This window comes from Mesorhizobium sp. BR115XR7A, from assembly GCF_020165315.1.
GTDB lineage: Bacteria > Pseudomonadota > Alphaproteobacteria > Rhizobiales > Rhizobiaceae > Mesorhizobium > Mesorhizobium australicum.
This window is the reverse complement of sequence record NZ_JAIUHW010000014.1, coordinates 125,903-147,598: the sequence shown is the minus strand read 5'-3', so window position 1 is coordinate 147,598 and position 21,696 is coordinate 125,903. Positions and strand designations below refer to the sequence as shown.

The 21,696-nt window shown below is 58.8% G+C and carries 18 protein-coding genes and 2 pseudogenes; 8 read left to right on the top strand and 12 right to left on the bottom strand.

The window, feature by feature from the left end; all coding sequences use genetic code 11:
• Positions 1-487: 487 nt before the first annotated feature.
• Both LB557_RS26250 and LB557_RS26245 read right to left on the bottom strand, forming a co-directional pair.
• Entirely contained in the window at positions 488-1,519 is a 1,032-nt protein-coding gene (locus LB557_RS26250; protein WP_010913552.1) for a LacI family DNA-binding transcriptional regulator, read from the bottom strand.
• A 315-nt stretch (positions 1,520-1,834) separates the two neighbouring features.
• Positions 1,835-3,268, bottom strand: coding sequence for a dicarboxylate/amino acid:cation symporter (locus LB557_RS26245; protein ID WP_027033161.1), 1,434 nt, complete (start codon positions 3,266-3,268; stop codon positions 1,835-1,837).
• 256 nt (positions 3,269-3,524) lie between these two features.
• Between LB557_RS26245 and LB557_RS26240 the strand changes: the two genes are divergently transcribed.
• The 3 genes and pseudogenes from LB557_RS26240 (at position 3,525) to LB557_RS26230 (ending at position 7,360) form a co-directional block, all read left to right on the top strand.
• A complete protein-coding gene (locus LB557_RS26240) occupies positions 3,525-5,396 on the top strand; it encodes a sensor histidine kinase (protein ID WP_032926719.1) in 1,872 nt (623 codons plus the stop codon).
• Entirely contained in the window at positions 5,393-6,760 is a 1,368-nt protein-coding gene (locus LB557_RS26235; protein ID WP_027033163.1) for a sigma-54-dependent transcriptional regulator, read from the top strand. Before LB557_RS26240 ends, LB557_RS26235 begins: the two co-directional genes overlap by 4 nt.
• A 59-nt stretch (positions 6,761-6,819) precedes the next feature.
• Positions 6,820-7,360 (top strand): annotated as a pseudogene (locus LB557_RS26230) (IS3 family transposase).
• 223 nt (positions 7,361-7,583) lie between these two features.
• Here LB557_RS26230 and LB557_RS26225 read toward each other — a convergent pair.
• A complete protein-coding gene (locus tag LB557_RS26225; RefSeq protein WP_167334891.1) occupies positions 7,584-7,853 on the bottom strand; it encodes a hypothetical protein in 270 nt (89 codons plus the stop codon).
• On the opposite strand from LB557_RS26225, the gene LB557_RS31890 reads away from it, so the two are divergent.
• Both LB557_RS31890 and LB557_RS26215 read left to right on the top strand, forming a co-directional pair.
• Complete coding sequence (locus LB557_RS31890) at positions 7,744-8,058, top strand: methionine adenosyltransferase domain-containing protein (protein WP_411970577.1); 315 nt, start codon at positions 7,744-7,746, stop codon at positions 8,056-8,058. The genes LB557_RS26225 and LB557_RS31890 overlap by 110 nt on opposite strands.
• Before the next feature lie 132 nt (positions 8,059-8,190).
• A complete protein-coding gene (locus tag LB557_RS26215; RefSeq protein WP_027033165.1) occupies positions 8,191-9,357 on the top strand; it encodes an NAD(P)/FAD-dependent oxidoreductase in 1,167 nt (388 codons plus the stop codon).
• A 72-nt stretch (positions 9,358-9,429) separates the two neighbouring features.
• Here the strand turns inward: LB557_RS26215 and LB557_RS26210 are convergent.
• Positions 9,430-9,825: pseudogene (locus LB557_RS26210) on the bottom strand (IS481 family transposase); the annotation flags it as partial.
• A gap of 462 nt (positions 9,826-10,287) precedes the next feature.
• Between LB557_RS26210 and LB557_RS26205 the strand changes: the two are divergent.
• The 3 genes from LB557_RS26205 (at position 10,288) to LB557_RS26195 (ending at position 13,561) form a co-directional block, all read left to right on the top strand.
• The gene (locus tag LB557_RS26205) at positions 10,288-11,277 is read left to right on the top strand and encodes a nodulation protein NodZ (protein WP_027033166.1); all 990 of its coding nucleotides are present in this window, start codon (positions 10,288-10,290) and stop codon (positions 11,275-11,277) included.
• A 142-nt stretch (positions 11,278-11,419) separates the two neighbouring features.
• Positions 11,420-12,520 carry a GDP-mannose 4,6-dehydratase gene (gmd, locus tag LB557_RS26200; protein ID WP_027033167.1) on the top strand — a complete coding sequence of 367 codons (1,101 nt, stop codon included), beginning with the start codon at positions 11,420-11,422 and terminating at the stop codon, positions 12,518-12,520.
• A gap of 87 nt (positions 12,521-12,607) precedes the next feature.
• On the top strand, positions 12,608-13,561 hold the full coding sequence (locus LB557_RS26195) for a GDP-L-fucose synthase family protein (protein WP_006333891.1): 954 nt from the start codon (positions 12,608-12,610) through the stop codon (positions 13,559-13,561).
• A gap of 1,057 nt (positions 13,562-14,618) precedes the next feature.
• Here LB557_RS26195 and LB557_RS26190 read toward each other — a convergent pair.
• The 8 genes from LB557_RS26190 to LB557_RS26155 form a co-directional block, all read right to left on the bottom strand.
• Positions 14,619-15,530, bottom strand: a complete 912-nt coding sequence (locus tag LB557_RS26190) for an SIR2 family NAD-dependent protein deacylase (RefSeq protein WP_027033170.1) — start codon at positions 15,528-15,530, stop codon at positions 14,619-14,621.
• 41 nt (positions 15,531-15,571) lie between these two features.
• Entirely contained in the window at positions 15,572-15,784 is a 213-nt protein-coding gene (gene nifT / locus LB557_RS26185; protein ID WP_027033171.1) for a putative nitrogen fixation protein NifT, read from the bottom strand.
• Complete coding sequence (locus LB557_RS26180; RefSeq protein ID WP_006333875.1) at positions 15,781-16,107, bottom strand: nitrogen fixation protein NifZ; 327 nt, start codon at positions 16,105-16,107, stop codon at positions 15,781-15,783. The genes nifT and LB557_RS26180 overlap by 4 nt, the downstream gene beginning before the upstream one ends.
• Positions 16,108-16,197: 90 nt before the next feature.
• Positions 16,198-16,392, bottom strand: coding sequence for a 4Fe-4S binding protein (locus LB557_RS26175; protein WP_027033172.1), 195 nt, complete (start codon positions 16,390-16,392; stop codon positions 16,198-16,200).
• 32 nt (positions 16,393-16,424) lie between these two features.
• Positions 16,425-17,906 (bottom strand): nitrogenase cofactor biosynthesis protein NifB, encoded by a 1,482-nt coding sequence (nifB, locus tag LB557_RS26170; RefSeq protein WP_027033173.1) that lies wholly within the window; start codon positions 17,904-17,906, stop codon positions 16,425-16,427.
• A 250-nt stretch (positions 17,907-18,156) separates the two neighbouring features.
• Positions 18,157-19,917 carry a nif-specific transcriptional activator NifA gene (nifA, locus tag LB557_RS26165; protein ID WP_027033174.1) on the bottom strand — a complete coding sequence of 587 codons (1,761 nt, stop codon included), beginning with the start codon at positions 19,915-19,917 and terminating at the stop codon, positions 18,157-18,159.
• 156 nt (positions 19,918-20,073) lie between these two features.
• Positions 20,074-20,373 (bottom strand): ferredoxin family protein, encoded by a 300-nt coding sequence (locus LB557_RS26160; protein ID WP_027033175.1) that lies wholly within the window; start codon positions 20,371-20,373, stop codon positions 20,074-20,076.
• A gap of 12 nt (positions 20,374-20,385) precedes the next feature.
• On the bottom strand, positions 20,386-21,693 hold the full coding sequence (locus LB557_RS26155) for an FAD-dependent oxidoreductase (RefSeq protein ID WP_027033176.1): 1,308 nt from the start codon (positions 21,691-21,693) through the stop codon (positions 20,386-20,388).
• Positions 21,694-21,696: the final 3 nt, after the last annotated feature.

The following is a 21,696-nucleotide window of genomic DNA, read 5'->3' as shown; positions in this document are numbered from 1 at the left end:
CTTGGCGAATCGCATTCGTCGGCGTCTTCGCTCCGCAGGCCGCTGCACAATCGACGAGTTTGCTCGCCTCGCCCTTGCACGCGGGGATTCATTGAAACACGAAAAGGCGTTGATGAAGATAGTCGTGACGATTGATCCGTCAGCAAGACGGACGTCTGCAGCCGGCTTTTCGCGCGCAATGAAATTGCCATCGAGATGATAGCTAATGTCGATGCCAGTCAGGCCCGGGCCGCGAGCAAGTGCGGCCCTGGCAAGATGGGGCGGCGTCATGCGGTCGATCGCAAAGCGGAGCGATGCTTGACGCATGGCTTTCCTCTCTCTTCATGAAGTGCGGGTCATCGTTCTCGGCTGACTGGCTTCCGCCGCGCAGCAATCATTCGTTGTTAAACGAGACCGGAATGAGGCAGGTGAGTCAATCAAACTCCCGCTGCTTTTCTTTCATGAATGAAAGGAAATTAGGCTCTCATGATAGTATTTTATCAGTTTTTCAGATGTTTTCCGGCAGATAGATCTCAAACGGCAGAAAAGTCTGCCCAAGCGTCTCCGAAGTGCCGACCTTGATGGCCTGGGCCATCAGCGTCATCAGTTCCTGGCAAAGCAGGCGCTGGGGCGTGGCGACCGACATCGTGATCATGCCATCTGCGAGTGCAGCCCGTGACTCCGGCGTGATCTCGTTAACGATCGCGACGAGACCCCGGCTTTCGCCTTCTTCACGGAGCGCGGAGATCGCTCCCTCCATACCTCCGCCGGCCACATAGAAGCCGGTGAGTTCGGGTTCCCGTTGCATGAGATCCAGCGTGGCCTCGTAGGTGATCTGCCGTGCCTCAAGGTTCACGAGCGGATCGAGCAGCTCGAATGCCGGTGCATTCTCACGGAAATAGGAGCGAAAGCCGACCTCCCGCAGCTCCTGCCCCTGAAAACGGTGGCTGCCGACAAAAACCGCCACCTTGCCCGGCCGTCTTGCGACCTTTGAAAGCATCCACGCTGTCGTCCGCCCGACCTTGCGGTTGTCGAGGCCGATATAACCCTCACGAACACCTTCGGCGAAATCGGAAAGCAGCGAGAAAACGGGGATGCCTTTTGCCTTGAGTTCTTGGACGGCTGCCGTGATCGCCGGATGGTCCGGCGCCACCATGGCGATCGCGTGGCAGCGCGCTCCGAATTCCTTGAGCAATGGAATAAGGTCGCATGGCATGTGCGACGGCGCGAATTCGATGAGCGAAGTGCCATGGAAGCACTTCGCCGCGTTGACCGCCGCTTCGACCTCACGCGCGAAGCCCTGGTAGAAGTGGTGAGTCGGTTTTCTCAAGATGAAGCCAAGCCGATATTGCGGCAGGTCCGGCTGCAGGCGCTGCTTGATAAGACCTGCGGCGTGATATCCGATGGCCTGTGCCGCCGCTAAGACCCGCTGCGCAGTCTCCTTCCGCACCGGATGACGGGCATTCAGAACTCGGTCAACGGTGGCAACACTAACCCCGGCTTCCCGGGCGATATCAGCAATTATGGGTCGCTTCGCCATTGTTCGAGTCTGATTAAACGACATCAAGAGTCCCGGCAAAGGTCGATTCAGTAAAATCTGTCATTCCTGCATTGATCCTGTTCGCTACCGAATTCTTGTCGTGGCATGGTGCGAGGTAGAAGCCGAGACGTAGAGCGTGGGCGAATTGTTCAGCCGTGCCGACGGCTCCGATCGAGCTCCACGCCCGGTTCCACGAACCGTCGCAAACTTCGGAGGCATTAAGCGCATCATCGATGGCTTGTGTGTCGTGCCCGGTGCAAGACCTTCGCAAGGCGCAGATGATTTTGCACCCACTGCATTTCGGGATTCTTGATTTCATCGGCCCGCGAGAGTTTGTTTGGAACCCGCGGCCCGATCGTCCGGCGTTTGGGACCAGCCAGGCGATTCAACCGGCAGCGATGCTGCCGAGTTGCTCGGCGCGGGCGTTCTCAGTGGCTGGCCGGTTGATGTCTCGGCAGGCTGGTGGCCGCAGAATGCAGCTTTCAATTGCGCCTGATCCAGTTCGCCTTCCCAGCGGGCGACGACGAGCGATGCCACCGCGTTACCGACCAAATTCGTCAGTGCCCGGCATTCCGACATGAAGCGATCGACGCCAAGGATCAGCGCCATTCCAGCAACGGGAACTGCCGGCACTACGGAGAGCGTCGCGGCCAACGTGACGAAGCCGGCACCCGTGACACCTGCTGCACCCTTGGAGGAAAGCATCGCGACGAGCAGCAGCAGGACCTGATCGCCAACTGACAAATCCGTATTCGTCGCCTGCGCGATGAAAAGGGCGGCGAGGGTCATGTAGATATTGGTGCCATCCAGATTGAAGGAATATCCGGTCGGGATAACCAGGCCCACGACCGAGCGCTTGGCGCCGGCCTTTTCCATTTTCTCCATGAGAGAGGGCAGCGCAGCCTCGGAGGAGGACGTTCCGAGGACCAGCAGCAGCTCTTCCTTTATGTAGCGGATAAGAGAAAAGATCGAGAAGCCGTTGTAGCGACAGACTGCACCGAGAACCCCGAATACGAAGAGGAAGGCCGTGAGATAGAAGGTCCCGACCAGCATCGCAAGGTTGGCTACCGAACCGATGCCATATTTGCCAATCGTGAAGGCCATTGCTCCGAAAGCACCGATCGGCGCGGCTTTCATCAGGATGCCGACCAATTTGAAAACGGGTGCAGTGAGGTCCTGAAGGAAGGAAAGAACCGATTTGCCCGATTCTCCGACCATCGCCAGCGCGATGCCGAAGAGGACGGAGAAAAACAACACCTGTAGAATGTCGCCTTCCACAAAGGCGCCGACAATCGTGGTCGGGATCATGTTCATGAGGAAGCCGGTCACGGACTGCTCATGGGCCTTTGAGGCATAGCCATTGACGGCTTGGACGTCGAGCGAGGTCAGATCGATGTTGAGGCCGGCGCCAGGCTGAATGACATTGCCGACGATGAGGCCGACGATAAGCGCGAGCGTCGAGAAGGTGAAGAAATAGACCATCGCCTTGCCGGCAACACGGCCGACCTTCTGAAGATCGCTCATGCCGGCAATTCCAGTCGACACGGTCAGAAAGATAACGGGCGCGATGATCATCTTGACGAGCTTGATGAAGGCATCGCCGAGCGGCTTCAGGTTTTCTCCGATTTGCGGATAAAAATGGCCAACCGCAACTCCGAGGAGGATTGCGACAAGCACCTGCACGTAAGGCTTGGCAAAAAGGGTCTTGCGGGGTGCGCGCTTTACGCTTGGAGCCAGTGGGGTCAACATGTAAGTTTTCTCTCCCTGACCGGTTTGGGGCGGGCTGTTCCTCCCCGCGGCTTCTCCCATCGCGGCGCCCCGGTCGAACGCTGCTGCGTTGTTGACCGCAATAGCCGTGCCAAGCCAAGAGAGCGCGGAAATCGCCGGAGCCTCAGGTATCTTCAACAAATCGCGCAGCAAGATTGTGCGGTTTTCCGCACGGATCGCCTTCCCTTCTGGCGGAACCCCGCACTATGGTTCGTCAATGATCGGTTTTAAGAATACGATGGCAGAAGAAGAAGACATGGGTAATGGCGCCTTCCAGCGCGCCCCATTGGTCTTCCCTGGTAGATCCGGCGGTCGATCTCTCTGGCTTGTGGTTTTGCTTGCAATTCTTGGTGCGGCGCTCTGTTTCGTCGTCTTTGCAACGGGACGCATCGCCGGCACCAGAGCAGAGTATGCCCTACGCGACCGTGCTCTTGCCGCGTTCCCGCTTGCAGCCGACAGTTTGAAAGGAGAGATCGAGAAGCAGCGAATGATTCCGCTGGTTCTGGCACGCGACGGTGCCGTTCAGGAGATGCTTCGCAGTCCGAGCACTGCCAACGAAGCCGCGCTTGATGAGAAGCTTCGCGCCATCGCGCGCGACGCCGGCTCTTCTATACTCTACATCATTAATCCTGAGGGCGTAGCGGTTGCTGCGAGCAACGCCGGCGAGCCGACCAGTTTCGTCGGCAGCGATTACCGCTTTCGCCACTACTTCACCGAGGCGATGGCGGATGGCGCGGCTATGCAATATGCGCTCGGCACGGTTAGCGCGCGCCCTGGTCTCTATCTGTCGAGCCGGGTCGATGGGCCGGAGGGGCCGCTCGGTGTGGTTGTGGTGAAGGTGGAGCTCGACCGCGTCGAGTCGCGTTGGCTGGAGAGCGGCTTCGTGGTCTTCACGACCGATGAGCGAGGCGTGGTTCTTGCCACGAGCGTGCCCCAATGGCGTTTTGGCGCTCTCTCACCGCTTTCCGCAAAGGAGAAGCAAACCGCTCGCGATCGTCTGCAGCTACCGGGCGTGACTTTCGAGCCGGTGCCGCTTTCCCGCCGCGGCGACAACCTGGTCACCGCAACTCCTGAGAGTCGATCAGCCGGTTTCGTTGCGGTTTCGCAGGATCTCGGCAAAGCAGTTCCGGGCTGGCGCATGTCGTTGCTCATCCCCGCCGACACCGAGATCTCCTCGGCGGTCATGACAGCCCGCGTGACAACGCTGCTTGCCCTCGTTCTCGTTGGATTCGTCATTTTCATCATTGTTCGACGGCGGCGGGCGGCCCGGCAGCGGCAAGAAGTGCTTGTATTGCTGAATGCGGAACTGGAGCATCGCGTCGAACTGCGCACGGCGGAGCTCCAGAGCTCGAACGCAGCGCTCGCCGGTGAGATCGCCGAGCGAGAGAACGCTGAAGCAAGAGTGCGTCGCCTGCGCGAGGAACTCGCCCAGGCGAACCGCTTGTCAATCCTGGGACAGATAACGGCCGGGGTCGCCCACGAGATCAACCAGCCGGTCGCCGCAATCCGCACCTATGCTGAAAATGCCGCGCGTCTTCTAGGGATCGGCCGGTCGCAAGAAACCGCCGAGAATCTGACCTCGATCGTCGCCATAACCGGCAGGATCGGCACGATCACTGAAACGCTAAGGTCCTTTTCCCGCCGCGCCAGCGGATCGATGGGACCGATACTGGCGGACGACGCGATCGACGGCGCTCTGTCGCTTCTTTCAGGCCGAATTCGCGATTCCGGGGTGACGATTGAACGGAAGCGGATCGATCCGTCTCCAATTGTCATGGCAAGCCGCATGCGACTGGAGCAGATACTCGTCAACCTTCTCCAGAACGCGCTTGACGCTCTGAAGGATCAACCGAAGCCCCGCGTCGAGATAGCGCTCGCCGAAAACGGGGAAATGGTCGCTATTTCCCTTCGGGACAACGGCCCCGGCCTTGCCCCCGACATTCGCAGGAGCCTCTTCATGCCGTTCGTTACCAACAAGGAAAAGGGTCTCGGTCTTGGCCTGGTCATTTCGCAAGAGATCGCACGTGAGCTCGGCGGCTCGTTGCGGCATGATGATGCCGGCCACGGGAGAGGGACTTCCTTCACGGTCGAGCTGAGGCGAGCGGCATGAGTGCTGAATCAGGACCGGTCATTTTTATCGACGATGACGAGGATGTGCTTCGCGCAGCCACGCAGATGCTGAAGCTTGCCTCGTTCTCACCGAGCGTGTTCGGTTCGGCCGAGGCCGCACTCGCCAGAATCGACGGGAACTTCGATGGCCCTGTCGTGAGTGACATCCGTATGCCCGGGCTGAACGGACTTCAGCTCTTCGAGCGAGTGAAGGCGATCGACCCGGAAATTCCGGTTGTCCTGATCACCGGGCATGCCGACGTCGAGCTGGCCGTTGCCGCCATCAAGGATGGCGCCTACGATTTCATCTCGAAGCCATATGCGAACGACCGGCTTCTCGTGACGCTGCATCGCGCTTCGGAAAAACGGCGCCTGGTCCTGGAAAACAGACGTCTTAGGGATGCGGTTGTCCGATCTGCGGGCGATATCCCGCTGATCGGGGAGGCACCGACCATGATTCGATTGCGCGAAACTCTCCGCCAGATCGCCGATACTGATGTGGATGTCCTTGTGGAAGGCGAGACGGGCACGGGCAAGGAGGTGGTCGCGGATCTGCTTCACCGCTGGAGCAGACGACGCACGAAGCCCTTCGTTGCCCTGAATTGTGGAGCGCTGCCCGAAAGCGTCATCGATAGCGAACTTTTCGGGCACGAGGCAGGCGCCTTTACTGGCGCGCAGAGGCGCAGGACCGGTCGCATCGAGCATTCGAACAGAGGGACGCTCTTCCTCGACGAAATCGAGTCGATGCCGCCAGCACTCCAGGTGAAGCTTCTGAGGGTGCTTGAGACCCGACAGATCACGCCGCTTGGCACGAACGAAACCCGCAGCATCGACCTTCGTGTCGTGTCGGCTACCAAGGCCGATCTCGGCGATCCGGCCGCCCGCGGAGATTTCCGGGAAGACCTTTATTTCCGGCTGAATGTGGTGACGCTCCGCATCCCGCCGCTTCGCGAAAGGCGCGAAGACATCCCGATGCTCTTTGGGCATTTCCTGGAACGCGCCTCCAAACGCTTCAGCAGGCCAGTTCCGGACATAAGCGCTGGCGTGCGCGATCGCCTCGTGAGCCACAATTGGCCCGGCAATGTCCGTGAACTCGTGCATTTCGCCGATCGCGTTGCATTGGGACTTGAAAGGCTAGGCACGCCCATTGCATCAGGTCGAAAGGAACAAGCGGTATCAAGCCTCCACTTGTCCGAGAAGGTCAGCCTTTATGAGGCGACTGTCATCCGCGATGCCTTGCAGGAATGCGGCGGCGACGTGAGGCGCACGATCGAAGTCCTGGGAGTTCCCCGCAAGACCTTCTACGACAAGCTGAAACGGCATGGGATAGACACGGCCGATTATCGAAAAACCGCCATTGGCTGAAGCCTTCTTGCTTGCATGTCGCGGAAAAGAAATTTCGCCATTCTCGTCCGACTCAAAGGATGCACTATGGGCTAGGTGAAGCGAGCCTGAGGTCGCTTTCGGAGCGCTATGGCATCAACCCCAAGACGGTCGCGAAGTGGAGAAGCGGAATTCGACCGCCGATCTGTCCACCGGCTCCAGGGAGTCGACAGTTCTGTGTGTCGAGGAAAACCGTTGTTGTGGCCTTCCGCCGCAACAAGGCTGCTGCCGCTCGACGATTGCCTCTACGCGTTGCAGCCGACGTCCCGCATCTGACGCGCTCCCACCACTGTCTGCAGGCAAGCATCGGCCGATTGCCAGATGTCGACGGCGACAGGCCGGCGAGAAGAGTCGAGAGAATGAACCGGACCATCAAGACGCAACCGTCAAGCGCTTCCACTACGACGATCGCGACCAACTGCGTCGGCATCTTGCCGACTTCGTCGCGGCCTACAATTTCGGCCGCAAGCTGAAGACCCTCAAGGGCCTCACGCCCTGCGAGTTCATCTGGAAGGCATGGGCTTCCCAGCCCGAGCGTTCACTTTCAATCCGCTCCAGCAAATGCCGGGACTAAACATTTAGCAAATGGCGGATGAGGTGCACGATGCAAGTTAGCACGTCGCCTGGGGAAAGGTGCGCCGATCGCCTCCCTCTTGGCCAACCAGTTCCAGCTTGCCGTCTTACCAGGCCCCCGCCAATCTCGTTGCGTTGTTGTTTAGCGTTGCAACAGATCCTTCAAAGAAATTCATGGAATCGTTGCGAGCGCAAATCGCTGTCAATGGTACGCTCATCACAACTTGCGAGATCAGTGGCGGCAGAAATCTGGTGCCGTTTTATGTTCCGCCGCCAAACAGCATTTGCGAAGAGCGCGAAATGACAAAGCCAGCAGGACGAGGGTACCAGCCATGCGCACATCGATTACACCCAAGTCGCCCGCGATACGATACTCGATATTGGCTACGACGATGCCATCGGCTTTGATGGTCGAAATTGCGCCGTCGTTCTGGCTCTCACCGGGCAGTCGCCCGACATCAGCCAGGGCGTTGATGAAGGACGATGGCAGGATCTCGAGCAAGGGCGGGATCAGGGCCTCATGTTTGGATTCGCATGTTTTCGATCTCCGACCGAAAGGCATCATCAAGATGCTTGATCTCGTACGCCCGATATACCGCAACACGGCGACATACGGACACTTCGGCCGTGAAGAGCCTGAGTTCACCTGGGAGAAGAAGGACAGAGCCGACGACTTGCTGCGTGAGGCAGGACCGGCAGCTGCGTGAGCGCCGCTGGATCAAGCGCATGCGGCAACCCTTTTCAACTCGCTAGGCCCGCGCCCGCCGCGGCACGCGCTTCGACATCATGCTGACGGCTGTGTGATCGACACGGGCGGTTACCGGAAAGGCGACAAAAAAGTGCGTTACGACATCGTTATCATCGGAGGAGCCATCGTCGGCTCCTCGATCGCCTACTATCTGCGCGATGAAGGGTTTTCCGGCTCGATCGCGCTGATCGAGCGCGATCCGCAGTTCGCGCACGCGGCAACGACGTTGTCCTGCGCCTCCATTCGCCAGCAATTCTCGATCCCGCAGAACATCCGCCTGTCGCAGTTCACCATGAAACTGTTCCGGCGGCTGAAGGAAGAATTCGGCGCGGACGCCGACATCGGTTTTCGCGAGGGCGGCTTTCTCATTCTCGCTAGCGAGAACGGGCTGCCGATCCTGTATGCCAATCACGAAGCGCAGGTCGCCGAGGGGGCCGACATCCTGCTCGAGGACGCGGATCAGCTGACGCGCCGCTTCCCTTGGCTGTCGACCGAAGGTATATCCGCCGGCTCCTACGGCCGCAGCGGCGAAGGCTGGTTCGACGCGCATGCGATGCTGACGCTGTTCCGCAAGGCGCTGCGCGGCAAGAACGTGGACTTTATGACCGCCTCGGTCATCGGCATCGAGCGGCAGGGCCACCGTGTCACCAGCGTCAGGCTCGACAATGCCGAGACGATCGAAGCCGGCACCGTCCTCAATTCCGCCGGGCCGAATGCCGGCAAGGTCGCCGCTCTCGCCGGGCTGGCGCTGCCGGTCGAGCCGCGCAAGCGCAATGTCTTCGTCTTCGAGGCGCGCGAAAAATATGCCGACATGCCGCTGCTGGTCGATCCCTCCGGCATCTATGTCAGGCCGGAAGGCTCGGTCTATCTCACCGGCGGCGCCGAGCCGGAAGAGGGCGACGGCCCGGCCGATCCCCAGGATTTCGAGGTCGACTGGCCGCTGTTCGAAGAGGTCATCTGGCCGGTGCTGGCGACCCGCATTCCGGCCTTCGAGGCGATCAAGCCGACACGCGCCTGGGCCGGCCATTACGACTACAACACCCTCGACCAGAACGCGGTCATCGGCCCGCATCCGCAGGTGAAAAATTTCCTCTTCGCCAACGGATTTTCAGGCCACGGTCTGCAGCAGGCCCCGGCGGTCGGCAAGGCGCTGGCCGAGCTTCTCGTGCATGGCGGCTACCGCACGGTCGATTGCTCCGCGTTTGGGTACATCCGTGTCGCCGAAGGGCGGGCGTTTAGGGAATTGAATGTGATCTAGCAACAACGGCGCCGCGACGGCTCCTTTGGTGCCGGCGGGACAGAGGGGCGCGAAGGTTCGCGACAGGCGGTGCCGCGGTACAAAGGCCTTGATGTTTAGCTTGCCCTGTTCGGTTGGGATCTCCGCAATATCAATGTGGAAGAAGCCGATGCTTGCTCTGCAGACATCGGTGCAATGAAGAGCGCGTCAGATGCGGGATCGTCGGCTGCAAGGCCGTAGAGGCAATCGTCCAGCGGCAGCAGTGTGTTGCGGCGGAAGGCCACAACAACAGTCCTCTTCTACGGCAGACAGAACCTTCGATCTCGGCTCCCTGGGGCCGGTGGGCAGATCGGCGGTCGAACTCCGCTCCTCCACTTCGCGACCGTCTTGGGGTTGATGGCATAGCGCTTCGAAAGCGAGCTCAGGCTCGCTTACAGCTCGACGCATCGCCTCTTTCTTTGTGGCGCTCCCGTGCAGAACCTGGCCCAGTCGAAGCTTCGTGGCCGCGGCCCGCGCTCATGGCCGGCTCACTTAGGTCGATGCTGCGTGCTGTCACCGTGAGGTTCCGCTGGGGTTAGCGGTGCGTCGAGCACAGCGAGCGGGTTCACAGCCAACGCTCTGGAACCCATGTCCCTAGCCATCCATGGCGTGGATGCGTTTCATCGAAACAGACGATTTTACCGATGTTACGGCACGATGCATAGAAAGAATTCAAGAATGTAGCAGCCTTAAGGAAAGTGGTTGATGTTTGCGTTGGCTCCGAAGAGCATTTTCTGGTCTGCGCGGAAGACCAGCCCAGGCGCGCGTCCATCGCGGCCAGGCACTTCCGCGACAGACGCAAGCTACATCGCATTGGCACAGCACGACAATCTTCCCCGAATTGCGCAGGCGCTTGCCTCAAACGCAGCAGCAAAGCTGAGGCTTGTGGTGTTCTGGAGAGAGGCAATTTAGATGCTTGTTGATCGCTCAAGGAACGATCGGTTCGTTGTTTCTCGACGGCGCACGGGTCTCGGTGATTGCCTGTGGTCTCTCGCGTCGGCTTGGGACTACGCACATCGGACGGGACGCGCTTTAGCAATAGATTGGCGCGGCTCTTGTTACCTTGACAACCCGTTTGCGAATGCCTTTCCAGCTTTCTTCAAGCCAATTGCGGATATCGGTGGTGTACGGGTCATTTGCGATGACCAGATCAACCACGTCTCATTCCCTGGTCCCTTCTTCCCGTCGTGGTGGAACAAGCCATCCATCGACTGCGTGTACCGTCCGGATGAACAGATTTTCCAAGAACGTGACGAGCTTAACGATCTTTTCCAGGCCCAAGATGATTGTGAAGCCAACACGGTAGTGTGTGATGCTTGCTTGATGTGGCGCTGCGATGAAAAGGCGGAGCGAACCATATTTAGGAGCATCACACCGAGGGTCGAAATTGAGGATCGCATTGAAGCGCTCTACCAGGAACATTTTGACGGGCACAGCATAATTGGAGTCCATGTCCGCCACGGCAACGGCGAAGATATTATGGATCACGCACCTTACTGGGCTGATCCAAAGGTTGCCTTAGAGCAGGTATGCACTGCCATTCGTATGGCCAAGGCGCAACCGCATTCAAGACCTGTAAGGGTGTTCTTGTGTACAGACAGCGCCAAGGTTGTTGATCACCTGTCGGGCGTATTTCCCGAACTTTTCACCGTCCCAAAACGCTTCCAGGAGGATCAGGCCGGCCCCTTACACAGTGCAGCACTGGGCACCGACGGGGGGTTTTCCGCGCTCGTTGAGATGTATCTCCTCGGTCGATGCGACACTGTTATTCGCTTTCCTCCGACTAGCGCCTTCACCCGCTATGCCCGCCTCTTCGTGCCACGAATTGTCGAATTCGATTTGAATGACCCGCGTCGTTTGATCTTGATCGACAACTCTTTCGAACGTCCCCCGGCTCCATGAAAGGCTGGCATCCCGCTCGAACTCTCACTTGCCTTCGCGCAGAGGCCCCCGTTCGCCCTGCCCAATACGCCCCTTTCTCGCCACGCAATCCCGCCGCACGCGAGCGTTTTCATGGGCGCGTCAAAATCAAAAGGATTCAAGCTTGTCAAAGAGAAAAGTAGCTTTAATCACCGGGGTTACGGGGCAAGACGGTTCCTACCTCGCAGAATTGCTTTTAGAAAAGGGCTATTCCGTGCATGGGATAAAGAGACGATCGTCTCTTTTTAATACGGGCCGTATAGACCATCTCTATCATGACCCTCATGAAAGTGGCGTTGATCTTACACTTCACCACGGGGACTTGACAGACTCGTCGAGCCTTACGCGCGTCATCCAACTGGTTCAGCCGGACGAAATTTACAATTTGGCAGCTCAGAGCCACGTTGCAGTCTCCTTTGAAGAACCAGAATACACCGCGAACTCCGATGCCTTGGGTGCGCTGCGTATCCTCGAGGCAATTCGGATCCTGGGGCTCGTCAAGCATACGCGCTACTACCAAGCCTCGACGTCTGAGCTCTACGGGCTGGTGCGGGAAACGCCACAGACCGAGACGACACCGTTCTACCCCCGGTCCCCCTACGCTGTTGCCAAATTGTATGCTCACTGGATCACCGTAAACTATCGAGAATCTTACAATTTGTATGCGTGTAACGGCATTTTATTTAATCATGAGTCACCTGCGCGCGGAGAAACATTTGTAACTCGCAAAATCACGCGCGCCTTGACTCGGATTAAGCTTGGAATGCAGCGCACTCTATTTCTGGGCAACCTTAATGCGCGTCGCGATTGGGGGCACGCTCGAGACTACGTCCAGATGCAGTGGTTGATGCTGCAGCAGGAGCAACCTGAAGACTTTGTGATCGCTAGCGGTGAGCAACATTCGGTGCGCGAATTCGTCACCGTCGCGGCCGCTGAACTCGGCATCGATGTTCGTTGGGTGGGGGAAGGGGTCGACGAAGAGGGGTACGATGCAAAGACGGGAGCTCTGATCGTAAAAGTAGATCCCCGTTATTTTCGTCCTGCAGAAGTCGAGACACTTCTCGGCGATGCCCGCAAGGCGAAAGAAAAACTTGGGTGGGAGCCCAAAATCTCCTTCATCGAATTGGTTAGGGAGATGGTTCGGGAAGATTTGCGCATGGCTGAGCGTGAAGCAGTGCTGATGAAGCAGGGTTATTATTCACACAGTCCACGAGAGTTATGCTGACAACGGCGGCGCCATGCTGGGTTGTTGTCAGTGCTATGGTGGCCTTCTTAAGGAGCGCCCAGAGCGTTAACAATGGAAAACAAAAAGATGAAGAAAGTCTATGTGGCAGGCCATCGCGGCCTTGTTGGATCCGCCACAATGAGAGCCCTCGAGGCATTAGGATCCTATGAGATAATAACACGTACTCACGACGAACTGGATCTATTTGACCGGAGCGAGACGCGCAGGTTCTTCATGTCGCAGCGGCCAGATTACGTCGTTATGTGCGCCGCAAAGGTTGGTGGTATACTGGCGAACGCCAGCTCCCCTGTCGATTTCCTTCATAACAACCTCGCGATTCAAGTCAGTGTTTTTGATGCCGCTTACGCTTCCGGCGTCGAACGGATGATTTTTCTTGGCTCCTCGTGTATCTATCCACGCGACTGTCCGCAGCCGATACGGGAGGAATACCTTCTCACCGGTCCGCTTGAAGCGACGAATCGTCCCTACGCTTTGGCAAAAATCGCAGGTGTCGAATCGTGCTGGTCTTTCAACCGGCAGTACAAGGCGCGCTATCTCGCGTTGATGCCGACCAATTTATATGGTCCCGGCGATAATTATCACCCCGAAAATTGTCACGTTCTGCCTGCTCTGATACGCCGCTTTCATCAAGCTAAAATGAACGGCGACTCCTCTGTGGGGGTCTGGGGATCCGGAAATCCTCGGCGAGAGTTTATGTATTCGTCGGATGTAGGAGATGCCATTGCGTTCCTGCTTGGCCTGCCAGATTCGGATTTTGACGCCTTGACAGCCCCCGACACTGCGCCCCTGATTAATGTTGGCGTTGGTGAGGACGTCACAATTCGCGAGGTGGCGGAACTCGTCAAGGCGGCGGTCTGCTGGGAGGGCAATTTGGTGTTCGACACGACGAAGCCAGACGGTACTCCGCGCAAGCTACTGGACGTAACGCGCTTGCGTAACCTTGGCTGGAAAGCCAAAACGTCTCTTGGTGCCGGGTTGCAAGCGACGTATGAGGATTTTCTTCGCCTTCATGCGGCTTGATGTGGAAGCGCGCATCCAGGTTGGACTGCATGTCCGACCGGGTGCAAGCTCGCCCAGTCCGGCCAAACAGATGAGAGGGACGCATACATCCCGAGGCGGCCGCAATAGTGGCCTGTGCTGACGTTGCAGACCGGACCTCTCTGCGACCGGCGATGCAGAGGATCACCCAGAAGCTTGCCCAAGCCAAATGGGAAGGGAAGGAAGGCCGCATAACCGGCCGCACTGGAACGGCTGTGCGTGAGCGCCGTCAACTCAAGCCGCCAGTTAGAACTGCTCGACCTCGCGGGAGCCGCTGCTTACGAAGCTGGCATCGACAGGAAGGCCAACCAGGCCCGCATCATGCCTCGAGGCAGGCCTTATCCAAGGCGGTGCATGCGGAAATGGCGGGCGTCGACGTATGCTTTTCAACTCGCGCTTAGCCGCAGGCGGGATCGTGTCCCCCTGCGTGGTGGAGCTGGCGGCATTGGTCGCCGTGCTCTCCGGCATGGGCCGGGCTGATCGGATTGGTTCAGTCTGCGTTGTTAGCGCCGAACTCACTCGCCTCAAGGTCATGGCGCCACAAGCGCGGATTCGCGGCGCCGTGGTGCGGGCGTTTACAACTCATGCAGCAGTGGGTCTCGTTGATGGCGAAGCGGGCTGCCCTGAACCAATCGCTCGCGTCTGCGGCGCGCCAAGCTGTCGCAACGCGATCATCCTGACACTCTGGGATGGCAGTGGCAGGTGACCGCCTATGCGGTGAGCACGCTTGGCCTTAGCTCGATTGGCATCGACCCCAACCGGCCCTGGTCATCGCGCCGTGCCACAGCTTTTACCGCCAAGTGAAGCCGATCAGCTGCGACCGCTCGCCGCGACAACCCTGGCGCCAGACTATGCTCTGCTCGGCTGGTTCGAGCCCGTCGCCGCTGTGTTCATCCGCAGCATCGAATGCCATATCCACTGCAGCCTCGAATGAAATAACCGTCGTAGCTTTTCAGAGCGCCTCTCGGAGTTGTTGAAAAACCCGGAAGTCAATTGCCCGTTTTACCTTTTCGGCAATGTTGAGGCGTCTGAGAATGGCTCAAACGATACCCCGTTTGGCTTCATGCAATGTCTCGCCCAGTCCGACGAGACGGGCTGCGGCCTGACCCGTCGGCATGTCAATGACCGTGATTGCGCTTGCCGCAAGGAAACGACGCTCGTTCTTGGTCAGCGTCGCTGTATCGATTGCCGCAAAATGTGGGCCATTGGAGCGCTTCATGATCTGCCGGGCATAGGTGCGCAGCATCTGATCGTTGAAGCGGCAGCCGATGAAGAAAAGACCACGGCTGGCTCGCCGTTCCTTCACCAGGTCAGGGATCGGCGTCTGGATGTCGATTTCGCTCAGCACTTCAACGTAGTCGGAATCTGCGACGAGGAAGTTTGCGGCCGGCCTGGCACCGCCGTGAGGGGCGTAGAGAACCGTCTTCGCCGCTGGTGCGGATTCGAGTAATATCCCGGACAAATCGTAGGCTTTCGTCCAAATGTCACCGATCTCGTGCGCCCGTGTTACGCCCTGTATTTCGACGACGTCCGTTCGGCGGGTCTGTATTAGAGCCGCGCGCATGGCACCGTCGTACCAGCTGTCGACGATCACGGAGAGCGGCAGCGTTGCAAGCCAGGCATGCAAGATGGTCGGCACCACCGGGGCCGCGAATATTTCGGCCATCCAAGCTTGAAGCGTCCGGCGGTGCCGGCGCTGTTCGATATACTGCGCTACCGACCACATGTTGGTGCGAATCTTCGAAGGGGCTGGCGTGCGCTTGTTGAGCGCTGCGGCAACGGCTTCGGGGGTATGCGGTACGGGCGGTCCCGCGGAGCGGATCTCAAGCAGACCCGGGCCGAGATAGGGAATGACCTGATCGGCCGCGAGCGCTTTCTTCAAAAGGTCAAGCTGCCTTTCGGCAAAACTGTCCCGAATGACGACGAGATGGCCCGAGGTCATTGTGTTCATGCTCGTATCCCTTTGCCGCTCTCTTTGTGTCAACCCGAAGGTCAGTCCTCGCCGGAAATCTTCCTTGCCTCGACGGTAATCGGCAAAGGCGTGTCCCACGGAAGGTCGGGCAGAACTAACCGCCAGCCGTTCTTCAGCGTCACAGCCCCGCCCCATAAGTGTTCGTTGTCGACCTTGATGATCGGCTCTTCGAGATCCTTTTTGGGAATATATGCCGACAAGCCAGCACCGGTCCTGCGGATCATTACCCTCATCGGGCCGTTCCTTTGTTAAAGCCAGCACCGATTTCGGCACTGGAAGGAGTCCGGGCCGTCTCAAGGCTCATGAGTTCACGCGCACGCATGCCGACGACGGTGCCGCGATCGACCCATTCGACCGCATAGATGTAGAACTGCTGGAGAAAGGTGCCGATGTCGCGCACATAGCCCTCGTCGCCTTTGCGCACCAGATTTTCACCGATCTCCTTGCCCGGATAGGTGCCGTCATTTTTTATGTGGCGTGTGGCGCGGACCCGCTCACCCGGCATGAATCGCGGGGGTGTACGGATTTCGATGTCCTGTTCGCGTCCGAGGCTCATGGCCGTTCCTTTCTCTCGGCTGCAGCTTTCCAACAGGAGGTCAATAGTCCTGCGGAGGCGCCTCGACCGTGTCGGTAGCCGAAATGGAGGTCAGGCAGGGACGCAAGTCTTCGACACCGGACATACCGAGGCGCATTGCTGCGTTTCGAAGGTCCCCTCGCATTCGGTGCACTTTTTCGGATCGATCACGTAGATCTCGCCCTTGAACTTAATCGCGCCCGAAGGGCATTCAAACTCACAGGCACCGCACTGGGTGCATTGGGAAGCGATGATCTTAAAGGCCATTTTCAACTCCGGTTCGGTTAGAATGAGGCGGCTCAGGCCGTCGCAGCCAGTGGCTCACTCCCAAACTCGGCGGCGTAAAGCGCGCCGATCGCGGTCTCGATGTAGTCATACCCGTAAGCGTCTGTTGCTCGGATCCCACCTTCCTTGAGACGATCCTCGGGGCAATTTCCAATTCTCGCGCACAGCACGATGTCTACGCCTTCGAGCGTAGAGATGACGCCGTCGAGCCTCTTGTCCTCGGCCCGGCCGCCGAGGCAATACTGTTCGACCTTGCGATGACCGACGAAACTGATCCCTTTCGGAGAGGCCTCATAAACCTGGAATTCCTTCGCATGGCCGAAATGCTCGTTGATGCGGCCGCCACCCTTGGTCGCCACCGCTACCAGAAGCGATTTGCCGGAGCCTGCGGTCTTGACCATCCCGAGCGCCTCGCTCTTGGCCGCCAGGCGATCGCCCCGCTCGCGCGCGACCACTGCCCGATATGTCTCGCGCTTGCTGGCGTCGTACGTGACCTTGTCGGGAAGCCGGTCGAGCGTGAATTCCTGGCCACGATCCTCGCCGAGCAGGCCGACAGCATCGGCCCGGCACTGCCGGCAGTGGCGCATCAACTTGGCGCCGCCTTCGAGACGATCCTGAAGGGCCTTCAGCTCCATTGCCTTGGGGCCGCGCTGCCCACTCAGGCCGTAATGCGTACCGTGCGCCGGGTCGGAAATCAGCGGCATGACATTGTGCAGGAACGCGCCGCGCTCCTTGACCCATTTATTCACCTCGATCAGGTGCTCATCGTTTACGCCGGGGATCATTACCGAATTGATCTTGGTGAGGATGCCGCGCGCCGTCAGCATCTCCAGCCCCGACATCTGTCGTTCGTGCAGGATCGTGGCTGCCTCAACGCCGGTATAACGGCGGTTGTCATAGAAGATCCACGGATAGATCTTGGCACCGATCCGCGGGTCGACCATGTTGATGGTGATCGTCACGTGATCGACATTCATTTCGGCAAGCTCGGCGACGCGGTCTGGCAGCGCGAGCCCGTTGGTTGAGATGCACAGCTTGATGTCGGCGATTTCCTTGGCGACCCGTTGGAATGTCGCCTTTGTGTTCTTCCAGTCGTAACAGGCATCGCCCGGTCCGGCGATGCCAAGCACGGAAAGCTGCGGCACTTCGTTGGCAACCCCGATCACCTTGCGCAGCGCCTGGTCGGGCGTCAGCCTTTCCGAAACGACCCCAGGCCGGCTTTCGTTGGCGCAGTCAAATTTGCGATTGCAGTAGTTGCATTGAATATTGCAGGCTGGGGCGACCGCCACATGCATGCGCGCGAAATAGTGGTGCGCTTCCTCTGAAAAGCAGGGATGATCCTTGATCTTCTCCCAGACGGCCGAGTCCATCTCGTGCGGCTTCGCGGAGGAGCCGCAGGATGAAGATGCGCAGCCACCGGATTTCGCTCTCGCCGGCGACTGATCGAAGACTGTCGTGCCGGAAAGGCCCTGTAGCGAAATCATCGGTGCGGACATGGAGCGGCTCCGTGCGTGATGTGAACATCGCACTTCAGAGCGCAAGAGATATGCCAACCCCAAAAGCGGTCTTATCCGTCATGTTGGCTTTTACGTCGGCCTTTTGTGTCCAATTGTGTCCGTTTCCTGCGACACGGTTTTGTCAGGTCGCCGACAACGGTCAAAAGCAATGCGAAAAGTGACGTCTTGTCTCAGTTACGCCCGGTGCGGGCAGCAAGCGCGCCCCCACGTTTGATGTCATCAGGGACGTTTAGAACTTCTTCACTCCGATACGATGCCGGCGCAAAGCATAGCCGACCTGCCGCGGCGTGAGACCAAGAACACGAGCCGCCTTGGCCTGAACCCAGCCGGCTTTCTCCATCGCATCAATCAGCCGGTCGCGTTCCGTCAGACGCGGGTTCATTGCAGGGCAAACGGGATGGTGGGGGTCGCAGGTCTCGCCGGGCGATGCCTCATTCTGTGAGGGGCCGACTCGCATGGCAGGCAGCGGCGATCCAACCGGCATCATATTGCCACGTGCGAACTCGTCGACGGCATAGGCGCCGTGCGAACGGTCGACTCCTTTCCACAGAAGCGAAGACAGGCACTGGCTGTTCTTGCAGGCGAAATCCGACGCAGTTATTGTCGTTGAACGCGCAAGTGTGGCCGTCCGTCTCACACAATTCTCCAACTCACGCACGTTGCCAGGGAAATAGCATTGCGACATCAGGTCAAGCGCCGACGGCGTGAAGCCAAGATCGCGATGGTTCTCCTTGTTGAATCGGTCGAGGAGAGCGTTCGCAAGGCGTGGAATATCGCCCGGTCGTTCTCTGAGGGGAGGCAGGACTATTGGCACCACATTGATGCGGTAATAAAGGTCGGCCCTGAACTCTCCATTCCGGACAGCCGTCTCGAGGTCCTTGTTGGTGGCGCATATGAGCCGCACGTCAACTTTTAGGGTCCTGGTGCCGCCCACTCGCTCCAGTTCTCCTTCCTGCAAGACGCGCAACAGCTTGGCTTGAAAGGCAGGCGAAATCTCGCCGATTTCATCAAGCAGCAGGGTTCCGCCATTTGCCAATTCGAACCGGCCAGCGCGCTGCAGGATAGCCCCGGTGAAGGCGCCCTTCTCGTGGCCAAAGAGCTCCGATTCCAAAACGCTTTCGGGCAGTGCCGCGCAGTTCAATTTGACGAAGGATTTCTCCCTCCGATGTGAAAGCTTATGGATGGCCTGTGCAAAGAACTCCTTGCCGGTACCGCTTTCGCCTCGAAGAAGCACGGTGGAATTGGTCCTGGCCACGACCGAGACGATCTCCAGCACTTGCTTGAGCGCGGGACTTTCTCCTATGATTCCGTCGATCTTGACATGCGGATGTCGGGCCGAATGGGTCCTGTCCTCGTCGAGCGACTGCTCTGGTCTCGGTTGCTTCTCGATAAGTCGCTGACCAGCCGTGCTCAAAGTGCGATGCAGGCGGATGGTCCGGCCGACCAGATTGGCGACCATGGCCAGGAAACGTAAGTCCTCCTCGTAGCGGAACCTGGTGGTACCGTTCCTGACGCGGTCGATCGACAGCGTCCCGAAGATCTTTTCCTCAGCCTTTAGCGGGACACCGATAAACGCAGTTGCGACCGTGCCGCTGCTCGATTGAGGATCAGCCTGAAATAGCTCGGACGTGCTTGTGTCTTGTATGACGATCGGAACTCCAGTAGCGACGATTTTGTCTATTACAGCCTGGGGTATGACGCTGCCGGCGGCTGACTTAGGCACAGCACCGCCGGTAGTTGCGCTAATCTGCGGCTCTCCTTCAGCGTCCAGGACGACGATTGCGCCATCACGCATTTGCACAAACGAGGAGAGGATATTCGCGACATTGGCAAGCGTAATCTCCAGCCGGGTCGGGGCAGTCAGAATCTTCGATATCTCGTAGATTCCCCTGAGCAAGCTGTCCGCATTGCGCGCCGCTTCGACCGCAGGTTCAGGCGGAGTGTTCCGAGATACAATTTCACCGACCTGATCTGGAAGCATGTGAGCCATGCAAACACCTCAAGGGTTGTCCAAGGTGCTCCTCCCAACCCCTTTTTTGTACTTCGAGTTCCAGAAACATAGTATTTTCAGCTTTTCGGCAATTGTGAACAATATTGGCGGTCTTGACCGCAATTGCGAGCCTCTCGTTCTCGCTCTTTGCGCCAGTCATCCAAACTTGAAGAGTACGCCAAAGCCGCCGCGCGGGTAATTCCATACGATCTCACCGTTGGCCTCGCACAACACGCGACAGGTGCCGCATTCCATGCAGCCGTCGGAAGTGGTCTCCACCTGTCCCTTGTCGTTCAACTCATAGCACTTGGCCGGGCAGATGTGTGTCAGCGCGAGCAGGTTCGCGCTCGGCCTCTCGTGCGGTCGCACTTTGATATGCGGGCGGCCCGGATCGACCAGATAGCGGTTCTGATAAAGCTTCTCCTCGACTCGTAACTTCGTCACGGCCATCGTCATCCTGTTTCTCCTTCAGCGCCACGCGAGTGCCAGGCGGACCACATCGCTGATCAGCCCCCAGCGCGAACGCGCCTTGATGAAGGCAGCAGTGGTCGCCTTTTCCTTCTCGATTTTCGGGGTGCCGTCGACCCGCATGAAGTTCTGCGCGGCCTGCGACATCAACTGCGGGTATGTCATGAAGAAATTGCGGGAATTGGTGTGTATCAGGGCCGGCATGTCCTTATATTTCATCAGGTCTTTGACTACGAAGGACTTGTCCAGCATGGTCTTGTAGAGGGCGAGGTTCCTCCTGATCATCGGCTGGTTGCGGCCCTTGATCTCAATGATTGCCTCGCCCGCGATGCGGCCGGAAGTCATGGCGAGGTTCGAACCCTCGCGGTGGATAGCGTTGTTCAGTTGGGCGGCATCACCGACCGCCACCCAGCCGTCGCCGAAGAGCTGCGGAATTGCCTTGTAGCCACCTTCGGGAATGAGATGCGCGGAATACTCCTTGACTTCCGAGCCCGCGATCAGCGGCCGGATCGAAGGATGGTTTTTGAAGTTGTCGAGGAGGACGTAAGGGCTCTCCATTGTCTGGGCGAAATCGGAGACGAGGCAGCCGATGCCGAGAGAGATCGACTCCTTGTTGGTGTAGAGGAAGGCCAGTCCGGCCATGCTGCGGGAAATCGTGCCCGCCGCTTCGATCACGCAGCCTTCGTCGCCCTGGAGGCCGAACCGCTGCTCAATGACCTCATCGGGTAGAAAATGCATTTCCTTGACAGCGAGCGCCACGCTTTCTGGCTTCGGCATCTTGCGCAGGCCGGCCCGTGTACCGAGCAGCCCGTTGACACCTTCTGCGAGCACGACGACGTCCGCGTAGATCGGCCCGCCAGCCCGGTCGGTGCGCACGCCGATCACCTTGCCGCTGGCACTGCGGACAAGTTCGGTCACCGTCGTCTCGCACAGCACCGTCGCGCCGGCTTGGCGCACCTTGCGCGAAAACCACTTGTCGAATTGGGCGCGGATGATCGTGTAGCGATTGGGCTTCGCCTCGTTGAAATCGTCCGATCGATACTGCATCCCGGTGTGGGAGGTGTCGTCCATCACCCAGAATCGCTGCTCGACCAGATGCCGCTCGAGAGGCGCATCATCCCGGAAATCCGGAATGATTTGCTCCAACATGTCGGCGTACATGATGGCGCCCTGGACATTCTTGGAGCCCGGATACTCGCCGCGCTCCAACTGCAGCACCGTCAGGCCCTGGCTTGCCATGGTGTAGGCGGCCGCGTTTCCGGACATACCGGCCCCGACGACGATGGCGTCGAATTCTTGCTCGATCATGGC